At 36.0% G+C, this 23,708-nt stretch carries 25 protein-coding genes; 10 read left to right on the forward strand and 15 right to left on the reverse strand.

Annotated elements, in window-relative coordinates:
- Window positions 1-20: 20 nt before the first annotated feature.
- From OL225_RS09970 to OL225_RS09980, 3 genes are read left to right on the forward strand one after another with little or no spacing between them, the layout of a single operon-like run.
- Entirely contained in the window at window positions 21-1,424 is a 1,404-nt protein-coding gene (locus tag OL225_RS09970) for a M28 family peptidase (protein WP_264518132.1), read from the forward strand.
- Between the two features lies 1 nt (window position 1,425).
- Window positions 1,426-2,784 carry a M28 family peptidase gene (locus tag OL225_RS09975; RefSeq protein ID WP_264518133.1) on the forward strand — a complete coding sequence of 453 codons (1,359 nt, stop codon included), beginning with the start codon at window positions 1,426-1,428 and terminating at the stop codon, window positions 2,782-2,784.
- A 3-nt stretch (window positions 2,785-2,787) separates the two neighbouring features.
- Entirely contained in the window at window positions 2,788-4,146 is a 1,359-nt protein-coding gene (locus OL225_RS09980; RefSeq protein WP_264518134.1) for a M20/M25/M40 family metallo-hydrolase, read from the forward strand.
- Window positions 4,147-4,500: 354 nt separating this feature from the next.
- Here OL225_RS09980 and OL225_RS09985 read toward each other — a convergent pair whose 3' ends face one another.
- Window positions 4,501-5,022 carry a hypothetical protein gene (locus OL225_RS09985; RefSeq protein ID WP_264518135.1) on the reverse strand — a complete coding sequence of 174 codons (522 nt, stop codon included), beginning with the start codon at window positions 5,020-5,022 and terminating at the stop codon, window positions 4,501-4,503.
- Between the two features lie 601 nt (window positions 5,023-5,623).
- On the opposite strand from OL225_RS09985, the gene OL225_RS09990 reads away from it, so the two are divergent.
- Window positions 5,624-5,854: a hypothetical protein gene (locus OL225_RS09990; RefSeq protein ID WP_156118359.1), complete on the forward strand. Its 231-nt coding sequence runs from the start codon at window positions 5,624-5,626 to the stop codon at window positions 5,852-5,854.
- 188 nt (window positions 5,855-6,042) lie between these two features.
- Here the strand turns inward: OL225_RS09990 and OL225_RS09995 are convergent, their stop codons facing one another.
- From OL225_RS09995 to OL225_RS10010, 4 genes are all read right to left on the reverse strand, one after another.
- Entirely contained in the window at window positions 6,043-6,264 is a 222-nt protein-coding gene (locus OL225_RS09995; RefSeq protein ID WP_047375370.1) for a hypothetical protein, read from the reverse strand.
- A 137-nt stretch (window positions 6,265-6,401) separates the two neighbouring features.
- Window positions 6,402-7,439: a peptidylprolyl isomerase gene (locus tag OL225_RS10000; RefSeq protein WP_264518696.1), complete on the reverse strand. Its 1,038-nt coding sequence runs from the start codon at window positions 7,437-7,439 to the stop codon at window positions 6,402-6,404.
- 81 nt (window positions 7,440-7,520) lie between these two features.
- Window positions 7,521-8,033, reverse strand: coding sequence for an FKBP-type peptidyl-prolyl cis-trans isomerase (locus OL225_RS10005; protein ID WP_047375374.1), 513 nt, complete (start codon window positions 8,031-8,033; stop codon window positions 7,521-7,523).
- Between the two features lie 210 nt (window positions 8,034-8,243).
- Window positions 8,244-9,314 carry a branched-chain amino acid aminotransferase gene (locus OL225_RS10010; RefSeq protein WP_264518136.1) on the reverse strand — a complete coding sequence of 357 codons (1,071 nt, stop codon included), beginning with the start codon at window positions 9,312-9,314 and terminating at the stop codon, window positions 8,244-8,246.
- Between the two features lie 85 nt (window positions 9,315-9,399).
- Here OL225_RS10010 and mnmD point away from each other — a divergent pair, with 85 nt between their 5' ends.
- Both mnmD and OL225_RS10020 read left to right on the forward strand, forming a co-directional pair.
- The gene (gene mnmD, locus OL225_RS10015; protein WP_047375377.1) at window positions 9,400-10,074 is read left to right on the forward strand and encodes a tRNA (5-methylaminomethyl-2-thiouridine)(34)-methyltransferase MnmD; all 675 of its coding nucleotides are present in this window, start codon (window positions 9,400-9,402) and stop codon (window positions 10,072-10,074) included.
- A gap of 131 nt (window positions 10,075-10,205) precedes the next feature.
- The gene (locus OL225_RS10020; RefSeq protein ID WP_079241390.1) at window positions 10,206-10,622 is read left to right on the forward strand and encodes an NUDIX domain-containing protein; all 417 of its coding nucleotides are present in this window, start codon (window positions 10,206-10,208) and stop codon (window positions 10,620-10,622) included.
- Window positions 10,623-10,650: 28 nt separating this feature from the next.
- On the opposite strand, the gene OL225_RS10025 is transcribed toward OL225_RS10020, so the two are convergent.
- Window positions 10,651-11,355: a DUF4294 domain-containing protein gene (locus OL225_RS10025; protein WP_047375381.1), complete on the reverse strand. Its 705-nt coding sequence runs from the start codon at window positions 11,353-11,355 to the stop codon at window positions 10,651-10,653.
- A 51-nt stretch (window positions 11,356-11,406) separates the two neighbouring features.
- On the opposite strand from OL225_RS10025, the gene OL225_RS10030 reads away from it, so the two are divergent.
- Genes OL225_RS10030 through rpe form a run of 3 tightly spaced genes read left to right on the forward strand, consistent with a single transcriptional unit; the run spans window position 11,407 to window position 13,464 of the window.
- Window positions 11,407-12,480 carry a M42 family peptidase gene (locus OL225_RS10030; protein WP_264518137.1) on the forward strand — a complete coding sequence of 358 codons (1,074 nt, stop codon included), beginning with the start codon at window positions 11,407-11,409 and terminating at the stop codon, window positions 12,478-12,480.
- Window positions 12,481-12,485: 5 nt separating this feature from the next.
- Window positions 12,486-12,788 carry a hypothetical protein gene (locus OL225_RS10035; RefSeq protein ID WP_264518138.1) on the forward strand — a complete coding sequence of 101 codons (303 nt, stop codon included), beginning with the start codon at window positions 12,486-12,488 and terminating at the stop codon, window positions 12,786-12,788.
- Window positions 12,789-12,813: 25 nt separating this feature from the next.
- Window positions 12,814-13,464: a ribulose-phosphate 3-epimerase gene (gene rpe / locus OL225_RS10040; RefSeq protein ID WP_047375387.1), complete on the forward strand. Its 651-nt coding sequence runs from the start codon at window positions 12,814-12,816 to the stop codon at window positions 13,462-13,464.
- 223 nt (window positions 13,465-13,687) lie between these two features.
- Here rpe and OL225_RS10045 read toward each other — a convergent pair whose 3' ends face one another.
- The 3 genes from OL225_RS10045 to OL225_RS10055 are packed head-to-tail and all read right to left on the reverse strand — an operon-like array spanning window position 13,688 to window position 15,531.
- Entirely contained in the window at window positions 13,688-14,173 is a 486-nt protein-coding gene (locus tag OL225_RS10045; RefSeq protein ID WP_264518139.1) for a DUF1772 domain-containing protein, read from the reverse strand.
- A 35-nt stretch (window positions 14,174-14,208) separates the two neighbouring features.
- Complete coding sequence (locus OL225_RS10050) at window positions 14,209-15,306, reverse strand: DUF692 domain-containing protein (protein ID WP_264518140.1); 1,098 nt, start codon at window positions 15,304-15,306, stop codon at window positions 14,209-14,211.
- Window positions 15,307-15,309: 3 nt separating this feature from the next.
- The gene (locus tag OL225_RS10055; protein WP_047375393.1) at window positions 15,310-15,531 is read right to left on the reverse strand and encodes a hypothetical protein; all 222 of its coding nucleotides are present in this window, start codon (window positions 15,529-15,531) and stop codon (window positions 15,310-15,312) included.
- 155 nt (window positions 15,532-15,686) lie between these two features.
- Between OL225_RS10055 and OL225_RS10060 the strand changes: the two genes are divergently transcribed.
- Window positions 15,687-17,534 carry an alpha-L-fucosidase gene (locus OL225_RS10060; protein WP_264518141.1) on the forward strand — a complete coding sequence of 616 codons (1,848 nt, stop codon included), beginning with the start codon at window positions 15,687-15,689 and terminating at the stop codon, window positions 17,532-17,534.
- A 79-nt stretch (window positions 17,535-17,613) separates the two neighbouring features.
- Here OL225_RS10060 and OL225_RS10065 read toward each other — a convergent pair whose 3' ends face one another.
- The 6 genes from OL225_RS10065 to OL225_RS10090 form a co-directional block, all read right to left on the reverse strand.
- Window positions 17,614-18,030, reverse strand: a complete 417-nt coding sequence (locus tag OL225_RS10065; RefSeq protein ID WP_034687444.1) for a nucleoside-diphosphate kinase — start codon at window positions 18,028-18,030, stop codon at window positions 17,614-17,616.
- Window positions 18,031-18,665: 635 nt separating this feature from the next.
- A complete protein-coding gene (gene rsgA / locus OL225_RS10070; RefSeq protein WP_264518142.1) occupies window positions 18,666-19,592 on the reverse strand; it encodes a ribosome small subunit-dependent GTPase A in 927 nt (308 codons plus the stop codon).
- A gap of 197 nt (window positions 19,593-19,789) precedes the next feature.
- A complete protein-coding gene (locus OL225_RS10075; protein ID WP_047384411.1) occupies window positions 19,790-20,872 on the reverse strand; it encodes a chorismate mutase in 1,083 nt (360 codons plus the stop codon).
- A gap of 401 nt (window positions 20,873-21,273) precedes the next feature.
- Complete coding sequence (locus tag OL225_RS10080) at window positions 21,274-21,849, reverse strand: hypothetical protein (protein WP_264518143.1); 576 nt, start codon at window positions 21,847-21,849, stop codon at window positions 21,274-21,276.
- Between the two features lie 38 nt (window positions 21,850-21,887).
- Window positions 21,888-22,973: a DNA polymerase III subunit gamma/tau gene (gene dnaX, locus OL225_RS10085; RefSeq protein ID WP_149831708.1), complete on the reverse strand. Its 1,086-nt coding sequence runs from the start codon at window positions 22,971-22,973 to the stop codon at window positions 21,888-21,890.
- A gap of 98 nt (window positions 22,974-23,071) precedes the next feature.
- Window positions 23,072-23,704 carry a TetR/AcrR family transcriptional regulator gene (locus tag OL225_RS10090; protein WP_047375406.1) on the reverse strand — a complete coding sequence of 211 codons (633 nt, stop codon included), beginning with the start codon at window positions 23,702-23,704 and terminating at the stop codon, window positions 23,072-23,074.
- Window positions 23,705-23,708: the final 4 nt, after the last annotated feature.

Genomic DNA, 23,708 nt, shown 5'->3' on the forward strand with positions numbered 1-23,708 from the left:
AAAAGAAAGGTAAATAAAAAATGAAAAAAATATTCATTATACTTCCACTCTTTTTGAGTGGATTTTTATTTTCTCAAAAAAAGCCACAAAAAAGTCCGGCAAAAAAGACAACTCTTGCCAAATTCAATTATCATGATGAATTCAGAAAAATTTCAGATGAAATCATGACCAACGGTAAGGCTTATGATAATCTTGGAGAACTTACAAAAGGGATCGGATCACGTTTCAGCGCAACTCCCGGTTATACAAAAGCCGTAGAATGGGCTGAAAAAAAATTCAAGGAAATAGGTATTGATATGATCTGGAGACAAGAAGCCAAAGCTCCTGTCTGGATCAGAGGAAAAGAATCTTTACAGATAAAAGCCGGAAATGGTGACTGGAAAAATATCAGAATGCTTTCTTTTGGAAATTCTGAAGGAACAGGCGGAAAAGACCTGACAGGTGAAATTGTTCTGATTAATTCCACTTCAGAACTTAATGCAATGTCCATAGGCCAGTTAAAAGATAAGATCGTTTTCGTGAATATTCCTATGGACCCGAAAATTATCAATACTAGTGATTCTTATCTGCAGACTGCAAAATCAAAATTAATCTCTGCTTCCATCATTGCTAAAACAGGTGCAAAAGCATTAATTATAAGATCACTGACAACAGCTAATGACGATACTCCTCATGCCAAAATGATTTACTACGAACCGGATGATAAAGTTAAAATCCCAGCTTTATCCATTGGAGTAAGATCTGCAGATGAGTTGGAGAAGACGTTAAAAAAGCAAAAAGTAACTGCTAAAATCAACATGACTGCTGAATCAAAAGGTGATACTACAAATCCAAATATTATTGCTGAAATTCAGGGAAAGAAAGATTCTAAAGTCATTGTTTTAGGTGCTCAGCTTGATTCGTGGGATTTTGGTGAAGGTGCCATTGATGATGGAACAGGAGTTGTTCAGTGTATCGAAGTTTTAAGAACACTGAAGGCATTGGGATATGAAAATAACCACACTATCCGCGTAGTTTTGTACGCCAACAGTGAAAACGGAGGCCAGGGCCGTGAGATGTATGCTGCTTTCGTAAAAAAAAGAGATGAAAAACACGTTTTTGCCTTAGGAACAGATGCCGGAGGTTATTCTCCGCGAGGATTTTCTCTGGATATGTCACCTCAAAGAAGAAGATTAATTTACCCATGGAAAGAATATTTCCTTCCTTATGGCGTTTATGATTTTGACCAGACAGAGGCAATTCAGGATATTTCGCCTTTAAAAAAACTTGACATCCCTTTAGCGGAACTGGTGGTTGATACCCAAAGATATTTTGATTATCACCATTCCGAACAAGATACTTTTGACAAAGTGAACAAAAGAGAATTGCTTCTCGGAGCAGTTGCCATCACACAGATGATTTTTATGGTTGATAAAAACTGGTAATATGAAAAAGATAGCAGGAACTTTATTATTGCTTTTTGGAATGGCTGTTTTTGGTCAGTCTAAAGAAGATTCTATCCAGTTCAAAAGAATTTCTACAGAAATCCTGAACAACGGCAAAGGATACAATGAACTGAGAGAACTTACCAAAACAATAGGCAATCGTTTAAGCGGTTCTGAAGCTTATGAAAAATCTGTACAATGGGCTGCACAGAAGCTCCGTGATGCCGGAGCTGATAAAGTATGGCTTCAGGAAGTCATGATCCCGGTATGGGTAAGAGGAAAAGAATCTCTGCACATCCAGACATCTAACGGAAAATGGAAAAGTATTAAAATGCTTTCTCTCGGGAATTCTGAAGGGACAAACGGAAAAGATATCTCAGGTGAAATTATTATGGTAAAATCACTGGAAGAATATGACAAACTTCCCGCAGAAAAGGTAAAAGATAAGATTGTATTCTTCAACTACCCTTTCAATCAGGGAAATGTACAGACTTTCATTTCTTACCGCGATGCCAGTGCTTACAGAAGATCCACTGCTTCATTGACAGCTAAAAAAGGAGGTAAATTTGCCATCATCCGGTCACTTTCTTCCGCTCTTGACGATGTACCTCATACAGGCAATATGCGCTATGATGAAAACGTATCAAAAATACCGGCCATTACGATCGGAAATACCTCTGCTGATGAACTGGAAATCCTGTTGAAAAAGCAGAAAGTAACAGCCAAACTTAATTCCAACTGTGGAATGAAAGGTGAAAAGCTTTCCCATTCTGTCATCGGGGAAATCACCGGAAAAAAGGACAAGAGCGTTATTGTTGTTGGCGGGCACCTTGATTCCTGGGATGTAGGGGAAGGTGCTCATGATGACGGAGCCGGAATTGTGCAAAGTATCGAGGTCTTGAGAACATTTAAAAAATTAGGAATACAAAATAACCATACCATCCGTGCAGTTTGTTTCGCTAATGAAGAAAACGGAACAAAAGGAGGAAAAGAATATGGCAAAATTGCCAAAGAAAACAATGAAAAGCATCTTTTTGCTATAGAAACAGATGCCGGAGGTTTCTCACCACGGGGAATTTCCCTGGAAATGAATGATCCTCAAAGAAATCAGATCAAAAGCTGGGTCAACCTGTTTTTACTTTATGGTGTTTACAATTTTGAAGGTAAATATTCCGGATCGGATATTGCCCCGCTTCATGAAATGGGAGTTCCCACAGCTGAACTGGTTCCTGATCCACAACGTTATTTTGACATTCACCATACCGAAGAAGACACTTTTGAAAAAGTCAACCGAAGAGAACTCTTACTTGGTTCTGCGGTAATGACACAACTTATTTATATGATTGATAAAAATTGGTAAACAATGAAAAAGATACTAGGAACTTCATTATTACTTTTTGGAATGGCTGCTTTTGGCCAATCTAAAGAAGATTCCATCCAGTTCAGAAAAATCTCTACAGAAATCCTGAACAATGGAAAAGGATATACAGAGCTTAGAGAGCTCACAAAAAACATCGGACATCGTTTAAGCGGATCTGAAGCTTACGAAAAATCTGTACAATGGGCTGCACAGAAACTCCGTGATGCCGGGGCTGATAAAGTATGGCTTCAGGAAGTCATGATCCCGGTATGGGTAAGAGGAAAAGAATCTCTGCACATCCAGACATCTAACGGAAAATGGAAAAGTCTTAAAATGCTTTCCCTTGGAAATTCTGAAGGAACAGGAGGAAAAGATATTTCAGGAGAGATCATCATGGTAAAATCTATGGAAGAATACGACAAACTTCCAGCTGAAAAAGTGAAAGATAAAATTGTATTCTTCAATTATCCTTTCAGCCAATCATTTATAGAGACTTTCAAAGCATATGGTGATGCAGCAAAATACAGAACTACAGCTGCTTCTTTAACTGCTAAAAAAGGAGGTAAATTTGCCATCGTAAGATCTCTGTCATCTGCTTTTGATGATGTACCTCATACCGGAGCAATGCGATACGAGGACAAAGTCTCTAAAATACCTGCAGTAGCCATCGGAAGTACTACCGCAGATGAACTGGAAACCTTATTGAAGAATCAGAAAATCACCGCTAAACTTAATTCCAACTGTGGAATGAAAGGCGAAAAGCTTTCTCATTCTGTCATCGGGGAAATCACCGGCAAAAAAGACCAGAGCGTCATTGTTGTTGGCGGACACCTTGATTCCTGGGATGTAGGAGAAGGAGCTCATGACGACGGAGCCGGAATTGTACAAAGTATTGAGGTACTGAGAACCTTTAAAAAGTTGGGAATTCAGAACAACCACACCATCAGGGTAGTCTGCTTTGCCAATGAAGAAAACGGAGTAAAAGGTGGAATTCAATATGGTAAAATTGCCAAAGAAAACAATGAAAAACATCTTTTTGCTATAGAAACAGATGCCGGAGGCTTTGCACCAAGAGGAATTGCCCTGGATATGGATGATGCCAAAAGAAATCAGATTAAAGGCTGGTCAAATCTTTTCCTTCCTTACGGAGTTTACAATTTTGAAGAGCGGTTTTCCGGAACAGACCTATATCCTCTTCATGATATGGGAATTCCCGCCGCTGAACTGATGCCGGATTCTCAACGTTATTTCGATATTCATCATACAGAAGAAGATACTTTTGAAAAGGTGAACCGAAGAGAGCTTTTATTGGGAGCTACAGCTTTGACACAGATTATTTATATGATTGATAAAAACTGGTAACAAATATAAAAACCGTCTTTAGAGGCGGTTTTGTTTTTTTAATGGAGCTTTTCATCATTTCAACAGGAACTTACTTTAGCTCGTTTAACTTTATATGATGAATTGATTGGTCTTATTCTATTTGTGAAATTTGTGCAAAAACATTTGTGGCTTTAAGATTAAACACAAATAGCACTAATGATTTCACGAATAACACGAATTCAATAGGAACAGGTTTTAGCCGAAACTTACAATGATTTTAAAATTGCTTTTATAATCACGGATTTCACAAATTGACGCAGATGATTGGGGATATTTTTTGAGGAATGAGTTTTGAATTATTATATTGATAAAATTTGTATAAAGCTATTTGTGTTATCTGTATTTTTTACCTTTAAATTTACGTTGACACAAAAAAATTCTCCATAAAAAGCTTTTCCAGTCATGATATATTCCACCTCCGGATTCCCAATTGATATCAAATTTACTTCCTTCCCATGCATAGACAGGCATTGGAACTTTAGAATGAAACATTGGTGGATTATCTTTTACTACCGCAAAGTAATCAGTATCAAAATTTGATTTTCTGTAGTATTGAATTTCTATAATAGTTTCTCTTTTATTTGCCCGGAAAATATAAAGATTGACGTCGTAAAGGTCGTTACATTCTTTATGCAGAATATCCAGTGCTGAATCTAAAGTAAGCAATGTTTTTGAATTATTGATCCTATTCCGGGACATCCTCTGTTCAGTAGGATCCTGCTCTTTAAATTCATTAAAATCAGACAGAATGAAAAACAAGTTGGGGGAAATGGTATTCCAACAATTAATTTTCACCAACCCTAAAAGATTGGTTATACAGATATTGATACTGTCTCTTAAACTTTCCCGGTTCATTTTCTAAACTGTTCTAAAGTATTTTAAATATAGAAAAAGTAATTGCACCATAATATTTTCTTTATTTCATACGATTCAACCTTAAAAATAGAAAATTTTTCTTTGTTTAAGGAAATAACAGATGAAAATACGTTTCAGCAGGAGCTTAAACAATCCCGTGAAACAAAGTGTTAATCGCCAAACATTCACTTTGGCATGATATTAGCATGTAAAATATTGAGAAAAAATTAAAAAAACACTAAGGATGAGAAAAAAGGTTTTCTGTGGATTTTCAGTTTTTCCACTGATTCAAATTCATATCTAGTATATGAATCCTTTTTTTTCTACGATGCCGTAACAGATACGGGTTTGTGATTAATTAACCCCCGTTGATTTTTCACAGCAATTTTGCACCCCGTATCTCACTGGTATCATCAATAACCAGGAATCATTTATTGATTCAAAAAAACAAAAATATCCCGGACTTTCAGCCCGGTATTGTGATATAAATAAATGGCAAAGTCATCATGAACCTTAGCCCAGTAAAGGAATTTATTCTTTTTACCGTGATGAGCACGCCTTTATCTTATTTAATTAATGTATAACCCTTAAAATGTAAGTAATGATGAGAGCCTTTTTTGAAATGATTTTTAAGAGAAATGAAGATGCTGCAAAAATGAACATCTGGAGCCTATTGCTCGTATTAAGTTTTGCTGCTTTTTCTGTATTGGTATACGCCTTAAAACCAAGCTTTAACAGCTTAATTATATATCTGACGGCATTTGCCGCTTATATCGGCTTCGGCCTTGTATTCATCAGTTCCCTGACCGGGACAAGCATGAAGAAAAGATAAGAGAACATATAACTTTCAATTAATTTTTACTGAAAAAACCGTCCTGTTTGGGGCGGTTTTTTAAATTAATAAAAATATATCGTTTGTCTGTTTTCATAATTTTGATCACAAACCCTATTTTCAGCAAAAAAAGCCACTCCATCCGGAGCAGCTCAGTGATAACAAAGTTATCTTAACATCGTAAAAACTTATTCTTTAAACAGATCCTTCATCATTTCATCAAGAATCTTTTTGGTTTCTTCTTCGATCATATTTCCGGACTTTTCAACCATCTTTTCTCTGAAAGGTTCACAACACGCTTTTATTCCGAAGCCTTCATCTGTTTTAATCAATTCCGGATGCAGACCGTGTTCTTCACACGTTTCTGACTCAATTTCTTTTTTTATGTGGTCGTAATTCAGATCAAACATATTTTTATTTTGTTTCTTATAAGTGTTGGGTAAAGATAGACGTAATTGACATTTGCTGAAATCCGTATTTCTACGGTATTTGTATAAACAAAAAAACCGCCCCATTTGGGACGGCTTTATATCTTAAAAAGGTTCAATTATTTTACTTTTACAAGCTCAACATCGAAAACCAACCAAGAGTTTGGTGGGATCACTCCTCCTGCGCCTCTTTCTCCGTAAGCCATTGCCGGCGGGATCAATAATGTAGCAGTTTCACCTTCTTTCAATAACAGGATACCTTCATCCCATCCTTTGATTACTCTTCCCATTCCGATTGGAATTTCGATCGGCTCATTTCTCTTGAATGAAGAATCAAATTCAGTTCCGTCTACTAATTTACCTGCATAGTGTACAGATACGTTGTCACCAGCTTTTGGAGCTTTACCGTCAGCTGTTTTTGTGATTTTATAGTAAAGACCTGATTCAGTTTTTTGCATACCAGCTTTTAAGTTTTCAACTAATTTCTCCTGGTTAGCTTTGAATTCTTCTTCTCTTTTCTTCTTTTCAGCTTCTTCTTTGGCTAAAAAAGCTTTATTGTTTTCTGCAATTTTAGCTTTTCCTTCGTTGAAAGTTTTAGCTGCATCGTAGTGCTTGTACTCGTCACCTTTACTGAAAACAGAAACTTTTTCTAAAACGATATCTGTTTTAGGCTTATCCTGAGCTCCTTTTTCAACGTTAGCAATAGCATCAATCACATCGTTACCTTTTACTACTTTTCCGAAGATGGTGTGTTTTCCGTCTAACCAAGGAGTAGCAACTTCAGTGATGAAGAACTGAGAACCATTTGTATTAGGTCCTGAGTTTGCCATAGAAAGAATACCTTTTCCTGTATGTTTAAGGTCGTTTCTTTCGTCCTCGAACTTATATCCCGGATCACCTGCTCCAGTACCTTTAGGGTCTCCCCCCTGGATCATGAAATCTTTGATCACTCTGTGGAAAATAGTTCCATCATAGTAAGGAACTCCTTTAGCCTTAGCTTTGTTGTCAATTTTCCCTTCTGCAAGACCGATAAAGTTGGCTACAGTTACTGGTGCTTTCTTGTCTTCAAATTTTACAATTAAGTTACCTTTTGTAGTTTGAAGATTGGCATAAAGTCCGTCATTAAGACCTTCGTAAATTTCTTTGTCTACGTTCATTTTTTTATAAATTGGGGTACAACTCATCAGCGAAATACTTGCCGCTGCCAGAATTATATTCTTGTTAAACAATTTCATGTATTATAGGGCTTTTAATTTTATGATTAATGGAATGTCGTTGTCTATTTTCTTTTCGTCTCCGTAAGTTCCGTAGGCCAAAGAAGACGGTACCAAAAGCGTTACTTCCTCTCCATCATGTATAAAACGCAAAGCGTTCTCCACAGCTCTCAGTTCATCAAAGTGCCCGAATTTGGCATCTCTTCTCTCAAAAGACTGGTCATAGATTTTAGTCTCGTCAAAATCATACAGATCATAAGAATAGGAAATCAAAGTTTCATCTTTTCTTCTTTCTCTCTGATCATAACCTTCCGCCGTTACCCAGTAATTAAGCTGCGTAGGATAATACTTCACAGACTGCCCACTGATCCAATCCTGAATCTGGCCTCTTTCTATGACGTTAAGATTTTTCATCCTGTTTTTAGAAACATCCAGATCTTTTTGGCTTAAAACACCACCTACAGGAGGATGGGCCGTCTGTGCATTTCTGTTGCAGCTCAACAGGCTTATGACTGATATGAAGAGTATTTTTTTCATAAACTTTTGCGAAAATACACATTTCGCGAATCAATTACAAAACTTGACCCAGAAATATGTGAATGTAGAAATGCATCAATCTGTCAACACAAAAGAACAGCTGCATGAATCTTGTTACTAAAAGTCATTCCTACATTTTTACATGAATACATAAATACAAAAAAAAGCCGGGAAAAACCCCGACTTTTACATAGTTTATTTAAAAAAATATTAAACTGTTTCCAAAGCGTGATCTACCACAACTCTCCATCCGAAAGGATCTTCAGAAAGATTGTTTTGCAGATCTACCAAGTCTTTCTTAAGAATAGCAGCAAAGCTTTCTTCATCAGATAACCTTGGAAGTTCAAGCTTTTCACCTTCATATCCTAAAGCCTGGAACTGAGTAGTTACCACTGCCGTACCTACTCCCCATACTTCTTTAAGAGAACCGTTCTTCAAAGCTTCAATCACTGTTTTCACAGGAATTGGCTCTATTTTCACTTCAATTCCTCTTTTCTTAGCTAACTGAATGAAGCTGTCTCTTGTTACTCCATCAAGAATTTTCTCAGAAGTTGGAGGTGTATAAATAGTATCATTGATTCTTACAAATACATTCATTGTACCACTCTCTTCAAAATATTCGTGAGTAGCATCATCTGTCCAGATGATTTGCTCGTAACCTTCTTCTATTGCCAATTGAGTAGGATAGAAAGAAGCAGCATAGTTACCTGCAGCTTTTGCAGAACCTACTCCTCCGTTTGCCGCTCTTGAGTAGTGATCAGAGATTTTTACAGATACCGGCTCAGAATAGTAGCTCTTTGCTGGTGTTGCAACAATGGCAAACATATATTTATTGGATACTCTTGCTTTCAAAGCTTCCTCCGTAGCAAAAATCAGTGGTCTGATATAAAGAGACATTCCTTCCCCCTGTGGAATCCACTCTCTATCCATATCTACCAACGCTTTTAATCCGTCTAAAAACATTTCTTCAGTTACCTCAGGCATAGCAAGACGTTTTGCCGACTTATTGATACGTTCAAAATTCTTTTCAGGCCTGAAAAGGAAAACCTGCCCGTCTTTATCTTTATAGGCTTTCATACCTTCAAAACAAGCTTGTCCATAGTTTACTCCCATCATGGCAGGGGTAAATGGAATCGGACCGTAAGGAACTAATTTTACATCACCCCATTTCCCATTTTCATACTCACATATAATCATATGATCTATGAAAGTACCACCAAATGAAAAATCGTTAGGGTCAAATGTAGAAATTCTGGAGTTTTCAGTTTTTTGAATTATCATTTTTTAAAATTTTTACGATGTTCTACAAATTTAACATAATTTTCTAAATATAAAAATTTTAGAGTAAATTTGACAAAAAAATAGCTTGAAAAGAGAGATTAAGACCACAAACGACGGTAGTAAAACATTGTTTATCAATGAATTAAATGAAAACTATCATTCTCACCACGGAGCACTTCAGGAAGCTGAACATGTGTTTATTAAAAACGGACTAAATTTGATAAATGATTGCGAAATTAATATTTTAGAACTCGGTTTTGGAACAGGTTTGAATGTTTTAGTAACAATTAATGAATATTTAAAAACTGACAAAAATCATGTCATCAATTATTTTTCGCTTGAAAAATATCCCATAAATGAATCCGAAGTTAAGGATTTGGCTTACTTTGAACATTTTGACAACCCTGAGTTTAAAAATATTTATCAGAAAATTCATCTGGCAGATTGGGAGAAGTCAGTAGAAATTATTAGTGGATTCCACTTAAAAAAGATAGAATGTGATTTTTTTGACCTAAAAGACATCGATTTGCCTAAAATCAATCTTGTTTATTTCGATTGTTTTGGTGCCAGAGTGCAGCCTGATCTTTGGGAAAAACCATTATTTGAACTGGTTTCTGACAAAATGGCCATTAACGGATTATTAACCACCTACTCTTCTAAAGGCAGCGTAAGAAGAATTCTTCAGGAACTGAATTTCCAGGTTGAAAAAAAGCAGGGGCCTCCGGGAAAGAGAGAGATGATCAATGCAATTAAATTGTAAAATGGAAGCCTGGATAAAGGTAGATGAATTCGGAAATTTTTAAAACTTCCAGCTTCGCGCTTCCATCATCCGGCTATTTTTTCCAACAAAAATCCTTACATTAGCTATACAAATTATTATACATTATATATATGATAGATAAGATCAACATTAGAGTGTATGCGTGTGCAGTAAAAGATAAACAAGTTCTGACTTTATTTGAAGAATATGCCGGCGAACCTTTAATGAAATTTCCGGGTGGCGGATTGGAATATGGTGAAGGAGTACTGGAATGCCTGCATCGTGAGTTTGATGAAGAGCTGAATGTAAAGATCAATGTCCTGGAACATTTTTACACCCAGGAAAACTTCCTGGTTTCCCGCTTCAAAGAAAACGAACAGCTTCTTACCATATATTATATAGTAGATATAGTGAATGAAGAAGATTTTATTATCCTGGATCCCTGCATCGAAAAAACAGAGTGGATTGACATAGACAGACCAGACAACCCTTTCCCTCTTCCGATAGATAAGATTGTATTTGATAAATTAAAAGAAAAATTCCTGTAAGTATTCTTACAGGAATTTATAATTTATATTATTTTTTGACTTTAAAATCATTCGCTCCCGGATAAGGCTGCAGATACCCTGAATTCCAATTGGACTGAAGCAGTGACTCTACAAATTCATCAGTTCTGTTGTTGTGTGGATCGTAGTGGTCTTTCAGATCAATATCGGCCATCTTTCCTTTTACATTCCACCAGAAAGCGCTCCATCCACCTCTCAGTTCTTTGATGATTTCATAGACGTTTTTTCCGGTAGCTCTGTTCATCAGCTTTGCAAAAACCTGCCCTTCGGTAGTGGTAAGATCTCTCAGTTGTTTTTCATACTGATCTGCCAGCATATTCTGTCGTTCTCTTACAAATTTTCTTTTAGCCTTACTATCCATATCATTCATATCTTTCTGGATATCTCTATACTGTTGTAGTGCAGTAACAAATAGCGGATACACTCTGTACAGTTTTTTATTAAGGAAATAATAGTAATTTTTATCCAACTGATTATTAAATCTTGGTTTATTAACCAAAACCAATTCATCTAATACAACTACAGGCTCACCATTGATTTCATAAATCTTGACTTTTTGCTGCTCGTCATAATAATATTTATTACCAAATTCATCCGTTTTCAAGGATTCAGCTGGATATTGATTGAGTGGTTTCGCCACTACGCCATCCTTTTGGCCAAAAACACTGACTCCAAAAAAGAAAATAAAAAGGCAGATAATCTTACTAAAATTCATTATTTTTACACTTATAACAACAAAAATTAAACGCAAAAATCATTCCTTTTTATGAAATTTGAAAAGAAATCTTTGAAATTTTTAGAGAAATATTTAAATACATCATCACCAACAGGTTATGAACATAAAGGGCAAGAAGTCTGGATGGACTATATCAGACCCTATGTTGACAAAATAGAAGTAGACCATTATGGAACCTGTTATGGAATCATTAATCCGGAAGCTGAATTTAAAGTAGTGATTGAGGCACATGCTGATGAAATTTCATGGTATGTTAATTATATTACGGATGACGGGTTAATCTATGTCATTAGAAACGGAGGTTCTGATCAAACAATAGCCCCTTCAAAAGTGGTTCATATTCATGGAGAAAACGGGATCGTAAAAGGAGTTTTCGGATGGCCGGCTATTCATACAAGAACGAATCAGAATGAGCCCACTCCCAAAATTGAAAACATCTTCATCGACTGTGGTGCTACTTCCAAAAAAGAAGTGGAAGAAATGGGAATCTTCGTAGGATGCATGATTACTTATCCGGATGAGTTCTTTGAAATGAACGACAGATATTTTGTATGCAGAGCACTGGACAACAGGATCGGAGGCTTCATGATTGCTGAAGTTGCAAGACTTTTAAAAGAAAATAAAAAATCTATTCCATTCGGGCTTTATATTACTAATTCTGTACAGGAAGAAGTAGGTTTATACGGTGCAGATATGATTGCTGATACTATTAAACCCAATATTGCCATTGTAACTGATGTTACCCACGATACCACCACTCCAATGATTGAAAAGAAGAAAGAAGGAGATCAGAAATGTGGCGCAGGGCCGGTAGTATTTTTTGCTCCAAGTGTTCATCATACGATCAGAGAATTGATTATTTATACTGCAAAAACCAAAAAAATTCCTTTCCAAAGAGCCGCAGCAAGCAGAGCTACAGGAACTGATACTGACGCTTTTGCCCATTCCAACGGCGGAGTACCAAGTGCTTTAATTTCATTACCTTTGCGTTATATGCATACTACGGTAGAAATGGTTGCTAAGGAAGATGTGGCTAATGTTATTAAACTTATCTATGAAACGGTTCTTAGGATCAAACCGGAAATGAAACTGAAGTATCATTAATTAAAATGAAAAATGTCTTTTATCATCTCATTAAGAAACCTACTTTCATCTCTATAGTATTCATTATACTTGCAGGACTTGGAATCCCTTTAATTGTATATCAATTATTTACATTCGATTCCAGTGAAAGTTTAGGAATTACGATCGAAGTCATTTTCCTGATGATTTTATTTGGACTCCTTGTGATTGACAGGTTTTTACTGATAAATATCAACAATAAAAAGTTATCTGTCATAGAAGTGATTTTAATAACAGGATATCTCACCTATTATTATTTTACCCATGACCGTTCATTTTCAATAGGATAATAAAGTAAAAGTATAAAAAGTAAAAATGAAAACGAAGCTTATTGCTCCATCCCTTTTATCTGCAGACTTTGGGAATCTGCAAAGAGATATTGAAATGCTGAACAATTCTCAGGCCGACTGGTTCCACATTGATGTGATGGACGGCAGATTTGTACCTAACATTTCATTTGGTTTTCCGGTGATGAAAACTGTTCAACAGCATGCCAAAAAATTTGTAGATGTTCACCTGATGATTGTGGAGCCTGAGAAATATGTTGATGAATTCATCAACCATGGTGCAGACCTTATTTCCGTTCATTACGAAGCATGTACACATCTTCACAGAACGATTCATCACATTCAGAGTAAAGGAGTAAAAGCGGGTGTCGTTTTAAACCCTTCCACTCCTGTATTAATGCTTGAGGACATCATTGCAGATGTGGATCTGGTATTGTTAATGAGTGTAAACCCAGGATTTGGAGGACAGAAATTCATTGAGAATACTTACAAAAAAATTGCTGAAACCAAAGATCTTATCTTAAGCAACAACTCTACAGCACTGATTGAAATAGACGGTGGTGTGAATCTTGACAACGCTTCTAAGCTTTTTGAAGCCGGAGCTGATGTACTTGTTGCAGGAAATGCTGTTTTCTCAGCGGAAAGCCCTGAGAGAACAATTGAGCTTCTAAAGATTTGATTTAATCATTATCTTAATTATAAAAACAAAAGGCAGCCAATGGCTGCCTTTTCTCTTGTTTGAAATGAAGTCTTCTTGGTTATAAATTTTTTTTCAACATTTTGAAAATGTTAAAGATCTGTTTTGTCTTGCTAACATTACAAAGATCTGAATAAAAGCATACCTATACATCCGTAGAAATACTGAATCTACCATTAAGTATTTTTACTTATTCTGGTTCTTTTTACACTTCCCTGTTCCAAATACAGGCACAGACCACAAAAATGATGGAAATCACAGAAAACATAGTTCTTATATTATTCAGAAAATTCCATCTGTTTTCAAAATTATCGCGCATCTGTCTGATCGCTTCTGTTGTAGAACCGGTAATATCAAACTTATCCAGCACATCATTCATTGGAACATTCCCGGCAACCGTGACTCCAAAAACTCCAATCAAATAGGCCAGTGCTGCCAGCAGAAGAAAAATAAAAACGGGTTGTTGTCCCCGAAACAAAAAAGCAGATAGCGGAAGGAGAATCGCTGTTCCCATAAAGCTCATGAAGAAAACGGGGTTCAGAATTTCCCGGTTGATATTCTGCATGGCTTTCAGATATTCCACATCAGAGAGTTTTCCCAGTCCGAGAACTACCGAACATGAATAGGCATAGAAAAGTCCTCCTATCAGAGCAGTGAGGACAGCAGTAATGATCAATACTAATGTTGTCATTTTCATATATTTTGATTTTGGTTATCAGGATAGAATTAATAAGGATTCCACTTTTTAATGATATTCTGGGCCGTAAGAATCATTTCGGGATCCCAATTATCTGTTTTAAAATAATGGAAATCCTGATCTTTGATGACCGCTGTTCCCACATTGTCAAAAAGAAGCCTGGTAAGCCTCGACTGCTCTTCAAACAACGCCGGATCTTCAACAGGCTTTTTTGAAAATTGTATTTCCTGTTTGCTCCAGCTGCTCTTCTCTCTTTCTTTCCCACCTGAAGCTTCGATCATTGTCTTAACTTTATTGAAATCATTCAGGAAGTTTTCTTTATCCTCTTCTGTTTTCAGCGTATGTCCAAGTCTTTCAATAATAATATATTCCAGATTCTGACACTGTTCCAACACAGAGGGCAAAACAGAAAAGATTGTTTCAGGAATAACATCATCATGAGTGTCTCTTCTCACCTGCTTTTTTCCATACACACTCTCCTGCCAACTCCCTCCGGAAAGATGAATCTCTTTTACCTTATCTAAAGGGTAAAGATCAATTATCTCCTGCATTTCTACTTCAAAATTGCAGGATTGACAGTAAATATTATGAAGATCGAGAATCAGAAAACCATCGGTATCTTCTGTCAGTTTATCAAGAAAAACACCTTGTTCTTTAACATCATCTATGGAAAATGAAAAGGCTAAATTTTCTATACCAACAGGAATATCCACAGCTTCCTGAAGCCTGTACAGTCTGTCTTTTCCTATTTGTAACGTTTTGAGATGCAGAGATACCGGTAATGGTACTCCCTGGTGAAAGTTTTCAGTATTCATGAAACCGAAATGTTCCGTGATATGATTGTATTTCCTCAGACTGACTTCTTCTTTTAGCTTTTGCAACCATTTCCCCTGCCTTTCTGTCCATCTTGCGTCAAACAGGGAATAATAAACGCCATGTCCTATCAAACGGTTATTTTCAGCATAAAAGTTCAGCAGATCACGAAGCCAATCCGGTTCATTGGTATGATAAAGGGTATCAAAAGACCATTCCAGAACATCAATAGCGTTGTTCTGCAGCAATGGCAAAACAGCAGAAACAAAATCAGCTTCTGCCATCATTGATATTCCTAATAGCGGTTTTTTCATTTTTTATCCCATTCCACAGGCCGGGCAGCCATGACCACGAAGAACCAGCGTATCTTTTTTTACGATTGGCTTCGGAGTTCCCGGTTTTTTCTTTTCAACAGTGTCGGGCGCTGTTGCTCTCTTTACTTTTTTTATAGGCTTTTTAGATTTAGCTTCGGGTTTAGTGCTTTGTGCAGAGACTCCTACCGCTAATAAACTCGCCATTAATACTACTGGAATTTTCATAGTTGCTTTTTTTCAGATAAAATTTACAATAAACGTTCCATTTATAAAAATACAACAATAAGTACCATCTTAACATCATTTATAAATAAATATTACAAACTATTTTATGCTTTCATGTTTTCTTTATTTATATTTAATGGCAAAAAAAACTATATATGAAAAGCAGTCTGATTAAAGCTGTTTTCCTTGGGTTGGTATTATCTGCTTATAATATCAGCGCACAGGTTCAAACAGTTGACAACAGCAAGAAAATGGAATGGTTTAAAAATGCTAAACTGGGTATTTTTATTCATTGGGGAATCTACTCCGTGAATGGGATCTCCGAATCATGGTCATTTTTCAACAATTATATTAATCATGAAAATTACATGAAACAGCTGAATGGCTTTTCAGCTTCAAAATACCAGCCCGAACAATGGGTAAACCTGATTAAAGAATCCGGAGCAAAATATGCTGTTATCACAACCAAACACCATGACGGGGTTTCATTGTGGAACTCTAAGGCTGAAAATGCAACCACCATTCCCGGGCAGTCTTTGGCAAAAAAAGATGTTTTAAGTCCTTTTATTTCCGCTTTGAAAAAATCAGGATTAAAAACGGGGCTTTACTTCTCTCTGCCAGATTGGAGCCACCCCTATTATGACATCAATACCCGGACAAAAAAGCGATACGAAATAAAAGATGATCCGAAACGCTGGCAGAATTTTATCAGCTACTACCAAAGCCAGCTTAATGAACTTTCCTCACAATATTCACCTGACCTTCTCTGGTTTGATGGAGACTGGGAACATACTTCTGAGGAATGGAAAGCTTCTCAGGCTCTGGAGCTACTCAAGAAATACAATTCCAATATCCTCATCAATTCAAGGCTCAACAATCATGGGGATTACGACACTCCTGAACAGGGAATTCCGGTAGTTCCGCCACAAAATCCATACTGGGAGCTTTGTTATACCATGAATGATTCCTGGGGATATCAGCCTTATGATAAAAATTATAAAACACCTAATATGATTGTCAGGACTCTGGCAGATGTGATCAGTATGGGTGGAAATCTTCTGCTTGATATCGGCCCCAGAGCAGATGGTACAATTCCCGAGGAGCAGATTGAAATTCTGAAGAATCTTGGCCGCTGGACCTCCAAAAATCAGCGTGCCATTTATGAAACAACCCGTGGAATTCCTTTTGAAAATTACAGAGGAAAGTCTTCTTTATCCACCTCAAAAACATCCCTATTCCTTTATCTGGAGGAAGCTAAAAACTTCACAAAGATTTATGGATTGGGAACAAAGCCTGCTTCAGTAAAAATTATTGGAGATCCTTCGGCTGTTATTAAAACAGATTACAATGCTGAAAAAACACTGACATTGAATTTTTCCAATGTAAAATTTGATAAAGATGTCACCGTTGCAGAGCTTACTTTTGATACTTCACCTGTATTTCTGAAAGATTTTAAGAAGGAAGATCATTCTCTCACTGAAATACTGAATAATAAAAATACGCAGGAAGCAGTCTATAATATAACCAATACATTATATAATGGTTATAATCTGCCAACTTCTTCAGGACTGACCAGTGATGGTCTCGATATGAAAATAAAGAAAACACCCAACACCAATAAGGAAGCATTGCAATGGATAAGTAAGCATGCAGAGGCTCTTTATGAAACGGAAAAAGGATTACCAGATGGTCATTATTCAGGAATGAGCGCATTGTCAAAAGATAAACAGACACTTTATCTTTTTGTGGAAGGAACACCTACAGGCCCCATTGCCTTAAAAGGAATAAAAAACGGAATTGCCAGAATAAGAGTGGTAGGCGAAGGTACTATGCTGTCACATACAATATACAATAAACTTTACTGGAGCGATAGACCGGGAATTATATACATTGATATTCCAAAGGAAAAGCTTGATAAGCAGATGACCGTTATTGCGGTGTTGCTTAATAAACCTCTTGAACTGTACAGAGAAAATGTAGGGGCAATTGAAAATAATCTTTAAATCTGATTAAAGATCACATTTATGAAAAACAAAATCCGGAGAAAATTCTCCGGATCTTTTATTTTGTAAGATGATTTTCTTAGAAAATCTCTCTTCCTGAAAAATGGAACTGAGCTTCGATTAATGCATTCTCGTCAGAATCTGAACCGTGAACCGCATTTTCTCCGATGCTTCTTGCAAACATTTTTCTGATTGTACCTTCTGCAGCTTCTGCAGGGTTAGTAGCACCGATTAATGTTCTGAAGTCTTCAACTGCATTGTCTTTTTCTAAAACTGCAGCCACGATAGGACCAGAGCTCATGAATTCTACCAACTCACCATAAAATGGTCTTTCAGCGTGTACTTCATAGAATTTTTTTGCATCAGCAACTGTAAGCTGAGTTAATTTTAAAGCTTTGATTTTAAAACCTCCTTCAGCAATCTTACCCAATATAGCACCGATATGTCCGTCAGCAACTGCATCAGGCTTAATCATAGTGAATGTAATGTTAGACATAAATGTATATTTTTTTAATGGCGCAAAATTACAAAAAATATCTTTGATTTTTATTTTAATTTTTTTTTAACATAAAAATAACTTTTATTAAGAAATTATGAACCAATCTTTGGCACAGTAATTGTTTATTCTATTGCGATTCTCATGTTTAATTTGAGTTTTCATGGTTATTAGTTTTTACCCAGCTTCGGCTGGGTTTTTTTATTCCCAAAAAACAATACTGTTTTTTATCAATTCGGTAATTTTAAGCACTAAATAAAAGTATATTTAATAATATTACTGCTTTTATTTCAATTAATAAAATAATTGAATTTTCTAAAATATCATTTTTTCAATCAACTAAAATATGCCAAAAGTGGAGTTATCTGCCAAATTTGTCATGCCAAAAAGTAGAGTTATCTGAAAATAGATTTTTTTTCGTAAAAATTCAACATACCAAGTATTAAAAAAAAGACAATCAATTATAGCATTTAATTTATTCTTTAAATAAAAAATATTATAAAATATATTACTAAAATCAAAGGGATAAAATAGTAAAGATCTCTTTAAACCTTGACAAGGAGTGGTGACAGGTTCAGTAAAAGAAATTTTAAAACAAAAAAAGAGACTATTTAATGATAGTCTCTCTGTATATTTTATTTCTGAGAAGCTTCTTCCGCCTCATCCATCAATTTGATGTAAGTGGCATAGCGCGAATGTTGTATTTCGCCTGTTTCAAGGGCATCAAGAACGGCGCACTTCGGTTCATTAATGTGAAGACAATTATGAAATTTACACTCTTCTCTCTTTTTGAAAATCTCAGGGAAGTAATGCTGTACTTCTTCTTTTTCAATATCAATCATGGCAAATTCACGAACACCAGGGGTATCGATAACATTTCCGCCAAAATCCCAAAAGTGCATCTGTGCAAAAGTTGTTGTATGTTTTCCTTTCAGGTGGGTATCTGAAATTTCAGATGTTTTTAAATTCAATCCTGGCTGCAAAGCATTTACTAAAGTAGATTTCCCACAACCGGAGTGTCCGAAGAATACTGAGGTTTTATCTTTAAGGATTTCCTCCAGCTGCTCAAGATTCAGTCTCGAATAGGATGAAATTTCCAATGTGTTATAGCCAATTTCCTGGTAGAGAAACTCTATGTCTTTCACAATTTCTATTTCTTCCCCGTGGAGAACATCAATCTTATTAAAGAGAATCAATGGAGTAATATTATAGGCTTCACAGCATGCCAGAAACCTGTCAAGGAATCCTAAAGATGTTTCAGGATGTTTCAGAGTAAAGATAAAACACGCTAGATCAATATTGGAAGCAATAATATGGGCTTCTTTTGAAAGGTTTACTGATTTTCTGATCAGATAATTAGAACGCGGCTCAATTTTCGTGATCCATGCAATATCATCCTGTTCAAGCTGAAATTCAACAAAATCTCCTACAGCAAGTGGATTGGTAAGCCTTGTTTTTATTAGTTTGAATTTCCCCCTGATTCTGGCCTCGAAAATTTTATTTGTTTCCAATTCCAAAACCTGGTACCAACTGCCTGTAGATTTAATGATTTTTCCTTTCATAGATAATACTGGTGCAAATATAAGGAATTAGGGCTTAGAATTCAGGAAATAGGTTAAAAACACATGTTTCAATTCTTCTAAATCCTGAGGTCTAAGCCCTAATAAATATTTTTTGCAGCAAACAGGTAATCGTTTTCAGGAATTAAATCAAATTCTGATTATCCTGGATCTTTATCCCTTTACCCGTTATCTGCAGTTTATCTCTTATCGATCATAATGCTATTCTGAACTTCAATAGACTCTTCGTGAATCGCCTTGAAAACTTTTTCAATAAACTCCTGAGACATTCCGGTTTCTTTTGCTTTCTGATTAGCGTATTCCGTGATTACTTTCCAACGTTCAGGCTGGAAGATCGCAATATCGTTCTCTTTTTTAAGTTTACCGATCTTTTCAGAAATTTTCATTCTTTGAGAAAGAAGTTCAATTAACTGGAAGTCAAGATCTGAGATTAAAGTTCTGTGTCTTCCCATCTCCCCTTCAAAACCTGCAAGATTAGAGCTTCTCACTTTCAGATTACCGATAAGATCTGCAAGAACTTCAGGTGTAATCTGCTGAGAAGCATCACTCCAGGCTTCATCAGGATTGCAGTGTGATTCAATGATAGCACCCTGGTATCCTACGTTAAGAGCTTCCTGTGTAATATCAGCCAGACCAGTTCTGTTTCCGCAGATGTGTGATGGGTCAATCAACATTGGAATATTTGGAAACTGGCTCTTGAAATCAAGGGCAATCTGCCAGTTTGGGTTGTTTCTGTATTTTGTTTTCTGGTATGTTGAAAATCCTCTGTGAATGACTCCCAGGTTTTTAATATCCTGACCCAAAAGTCTTTCCAACGCTCCAATCCATAATGCAAGATCCGGATTAACAGGGTTTTTCACGAATACAGGCTTATCTGTTCCTCTTAACGCCATTGCAATTTCCTGTACTGTAAATGGATTTACTGTAGAACGTGCTCCTATCCAAAGAACATCTACATCTGCTTCCAGAGCTGCAAATACATGGTGTGCGTTTGCTACCTCAGTAGCTGTTTTAAAACCGTACTCTTCTTTTACTTTTTTTAGCCAGTTCAAACCAATTACTCCTACTCCCTCAAAACCGTTTGGTTTGGTACGAGGTTTCCAGATTCCTGCACGGAAAACCGATACATTAGCATTAGATTCTTTAATTCTCCTGGCCGTTTCAAGCATCTGAGCTTCACTCTCTGCACTACATGGTCCCGCAATCATTAGAGGCTGTGTCAGCCCATCGATCCACTCATTTTTTAAATCATTTAAATTCATTATTCTAAATTTTATTGTTTTTTTATATAATTTTTTCAATAACAGCAATAGCCCTTTGGATTATAAAATTTAATTTATAATTCTTTTCAAAAAATGCCGTTCAAAATTGTTTAAAGGAATCAGGAAAATAATAGGGCTCTACTTCTCCTGTATTTTTTGGAAAGAAATTCAGTTAACAGTACCAATAAAATCGGTAATACGTTCTGAAATTTCTATAATAAGAAGCAGAAAAACTAAAATAACCGCTAAAAAAGTAATTAGCGGGTGCAAAAAAAGACAGATATGTGTTAGTCAGTTTTTCCATTTTCTTCTGGAAATGTCTTTGTTTTAGCGTTTCTGGTTGTAATTTGTTTTTGTCAAAAACTTATTTTCGACAGAAATATTTGACAAATATATAAAAATTATGTCAAATCAAACTTCATTAAATCATCAAGATCTTTCAAAAGTGGATTTTTTTCGATAAGTTTTTCAAACATTTTTCTTTTCGTCACCACCTCAATCTTCAGATTTTCAACGTCTCTGACATATTCTACCTCGATGATATGATTCTGAATTTTTCTTTTAAAATGATTAAAAAATTCTCCACTTATTTTATCAAATTCTACTTTTGCAGAATCTGAAGGGAACAAAACTTTGATTTTATTTTCCTCAGCTTTTTCCAGCTTAAAGGTTTTTACAGCATTAAAAACAAAGTTGTCTTTTACCTGAAGCTGTTTAAGCATAATTTTCCATTCCATCTGCAGATCTGTATCTGTAAAATGGTTTTGCGGAAGGTTTTCAGTTTTTACAACAACATTTTCTGTTGTTTCCACTTTATCTTCTTTATTCAAAAAGGAATTGATACTGAAACCTGAAGAGATTCCCGGCCTTGACAACGGCTTGGTTGTTTTTGTTACTGAAGCTTCCTGAACTGTCTGAGAAGCTGCAGGTTGTTGTTCTGCTTTAGCTTCTTTCTTTTCCGGAGCTTTTTCCGGCATCTTCACCTCCTGTTTCTCACTAAGAAGCGGAGCTAGGATCAGGAACTTTTTTTTTTAGTATCACCTAAATTAGCTGTCAGTGAAGCCAGCTGCATTAATGCAATTTCAACCGTAAGTCTTGGGTTTTTAGAATTCTTATAATTAATATCTGCGTGATTGCAGATTTCAATACCATCAATCAGCTGCTGGGCGGCCCACTTTTGTCCCTGTTCTATAAATTTGGATTTTGTCTTCTCTCCCACTTCAATGAGATCAATAGTAGAAGTATTCTGCGCCATCATCAGGTCTCTGAAATGATTTCCTAATCCGGCAATGAAAATATGGGGATCAAATCCTTTTTTTACAATTTCATTGAATGCAAAAAGCACTTCAGGAATTTTATTTTCCTTAGCAAGATCTACAATATTGAGGTATTGATCGTAATCCAGAATATTCAATACTTCGGCTGCTTTTGCCAGTGTAATATTTTTCTGGGAGAATGTAGAAAGCCTGTCGAAGATAGAAAGCGCATCTCTTAGTGCACCGTCTGCTTTCTGAGCAATCAGGTATAATGCATCATCTTCGTACTGGATATTTTCTTTCTGGGCAATATTTCTCAGGTGGCTCTGGATATCTTCAATCGTAATCCTCTTGAAGTCATAGATCTGGCAACGGGATAAAATTGTTGGAATAATTTTATGTTTCTCCGTTGTTGCCAAAATAAAGATTGCATGAGCAGGTGGCTCTTCCAAAGTTTTAAGGAAAGCATTGAAAGCGGCAGAAGACAGCATATGAACCTCATCTATGATATATACTTTGTATTTACCAACCTGAGGAGCAAATCTTACCTGATCTATCAGTTCCCTGATATCATCTACAGAGTTATTGGATGCAGCATCCAGCTCATAGATATTATAAGCAAAGCCATCTTCTGAAACCGAGCCATCTTTCTCATTGATCTTTCTTGCAAGAATTCTGGCACAGGTAGTTTTACCCACACCACGAGGACCACAAAAAAGTAATGCCTGAGCTAATTGACTTTCTTCAATTGCATGTTCTAAAGTATCCGTAATATGGGATTGTCCTACAACCGTATCAAACTCCTGAGGACGATATTTTCTTGCAGATACTATAAAATTTTCCATTGGTCAAAAATAAGAAATATAGTTTTAATTTGAAAATTAAAAGTTTTCAAATATCAACAAAAAACATATTTCTGTTTAAATCGGAAAACTTTTAATCCCTATTTTTTCTTGCTGTATGCAAAGTCAATCAACTCAACGATAGCGCCTTCAATCTCTTTTCTGCCTTCTTCAGTTTTCAGGTCAATACCGCAGAACTTGTTTGCGTTATATCCTGTATAAAGGTTAAGATAGTAAGCTCCGGAAACAATCAAAGCCATAATTGCTCTGTGTCTTGTAGCTACTCCTTCACCAAAATAAGGATCTGAGATATTCCCGAATAAAACTTCTCCTACCTCTTCACGCTGTTCAACTAATTTCTTAAGAATAGGTTTACTTTCTGAAAGTTCCCAAAGGATAATCTTCTGAAGCTCTTTGTTCTTCTTCAGGTTTTCGAACTGGTTGAGTACAACCATTTTAGTAAGTTCGTGTCCACCGTCAGAGAAATCCATATCAACATCCTGGTTGACCTGGCTCCAGTAATCCTGAGATTTGATATATTCATCAATCAACTTATCAGTACTTCCAAAGTACTCATAGATCAATTTTTTATCAAATCCGGCTACTGCGGCAATTTTACTTACTTTTAGTCCGGAATATCCTTTTACTCTTAAAATTTTACCAACTGCAGCAAGCAGTTTTTGTTTTGTTTTTTCTTTGTCCCTAATGGGGCCCTGCACTACTTTTCTAGGCATAATT

Origin of the sequence: Chryseobacterium viscerum (genome assembly GCF_025949665.1) — a bacterium.
Taxonomy (GTDB): domain Bacteria; phylum Bacteroidota; class Bacteroidia; order Flavobacteriales; family Weeksellaceae; genus Chryseobacterium; species Chryseobacterium viscerum_A.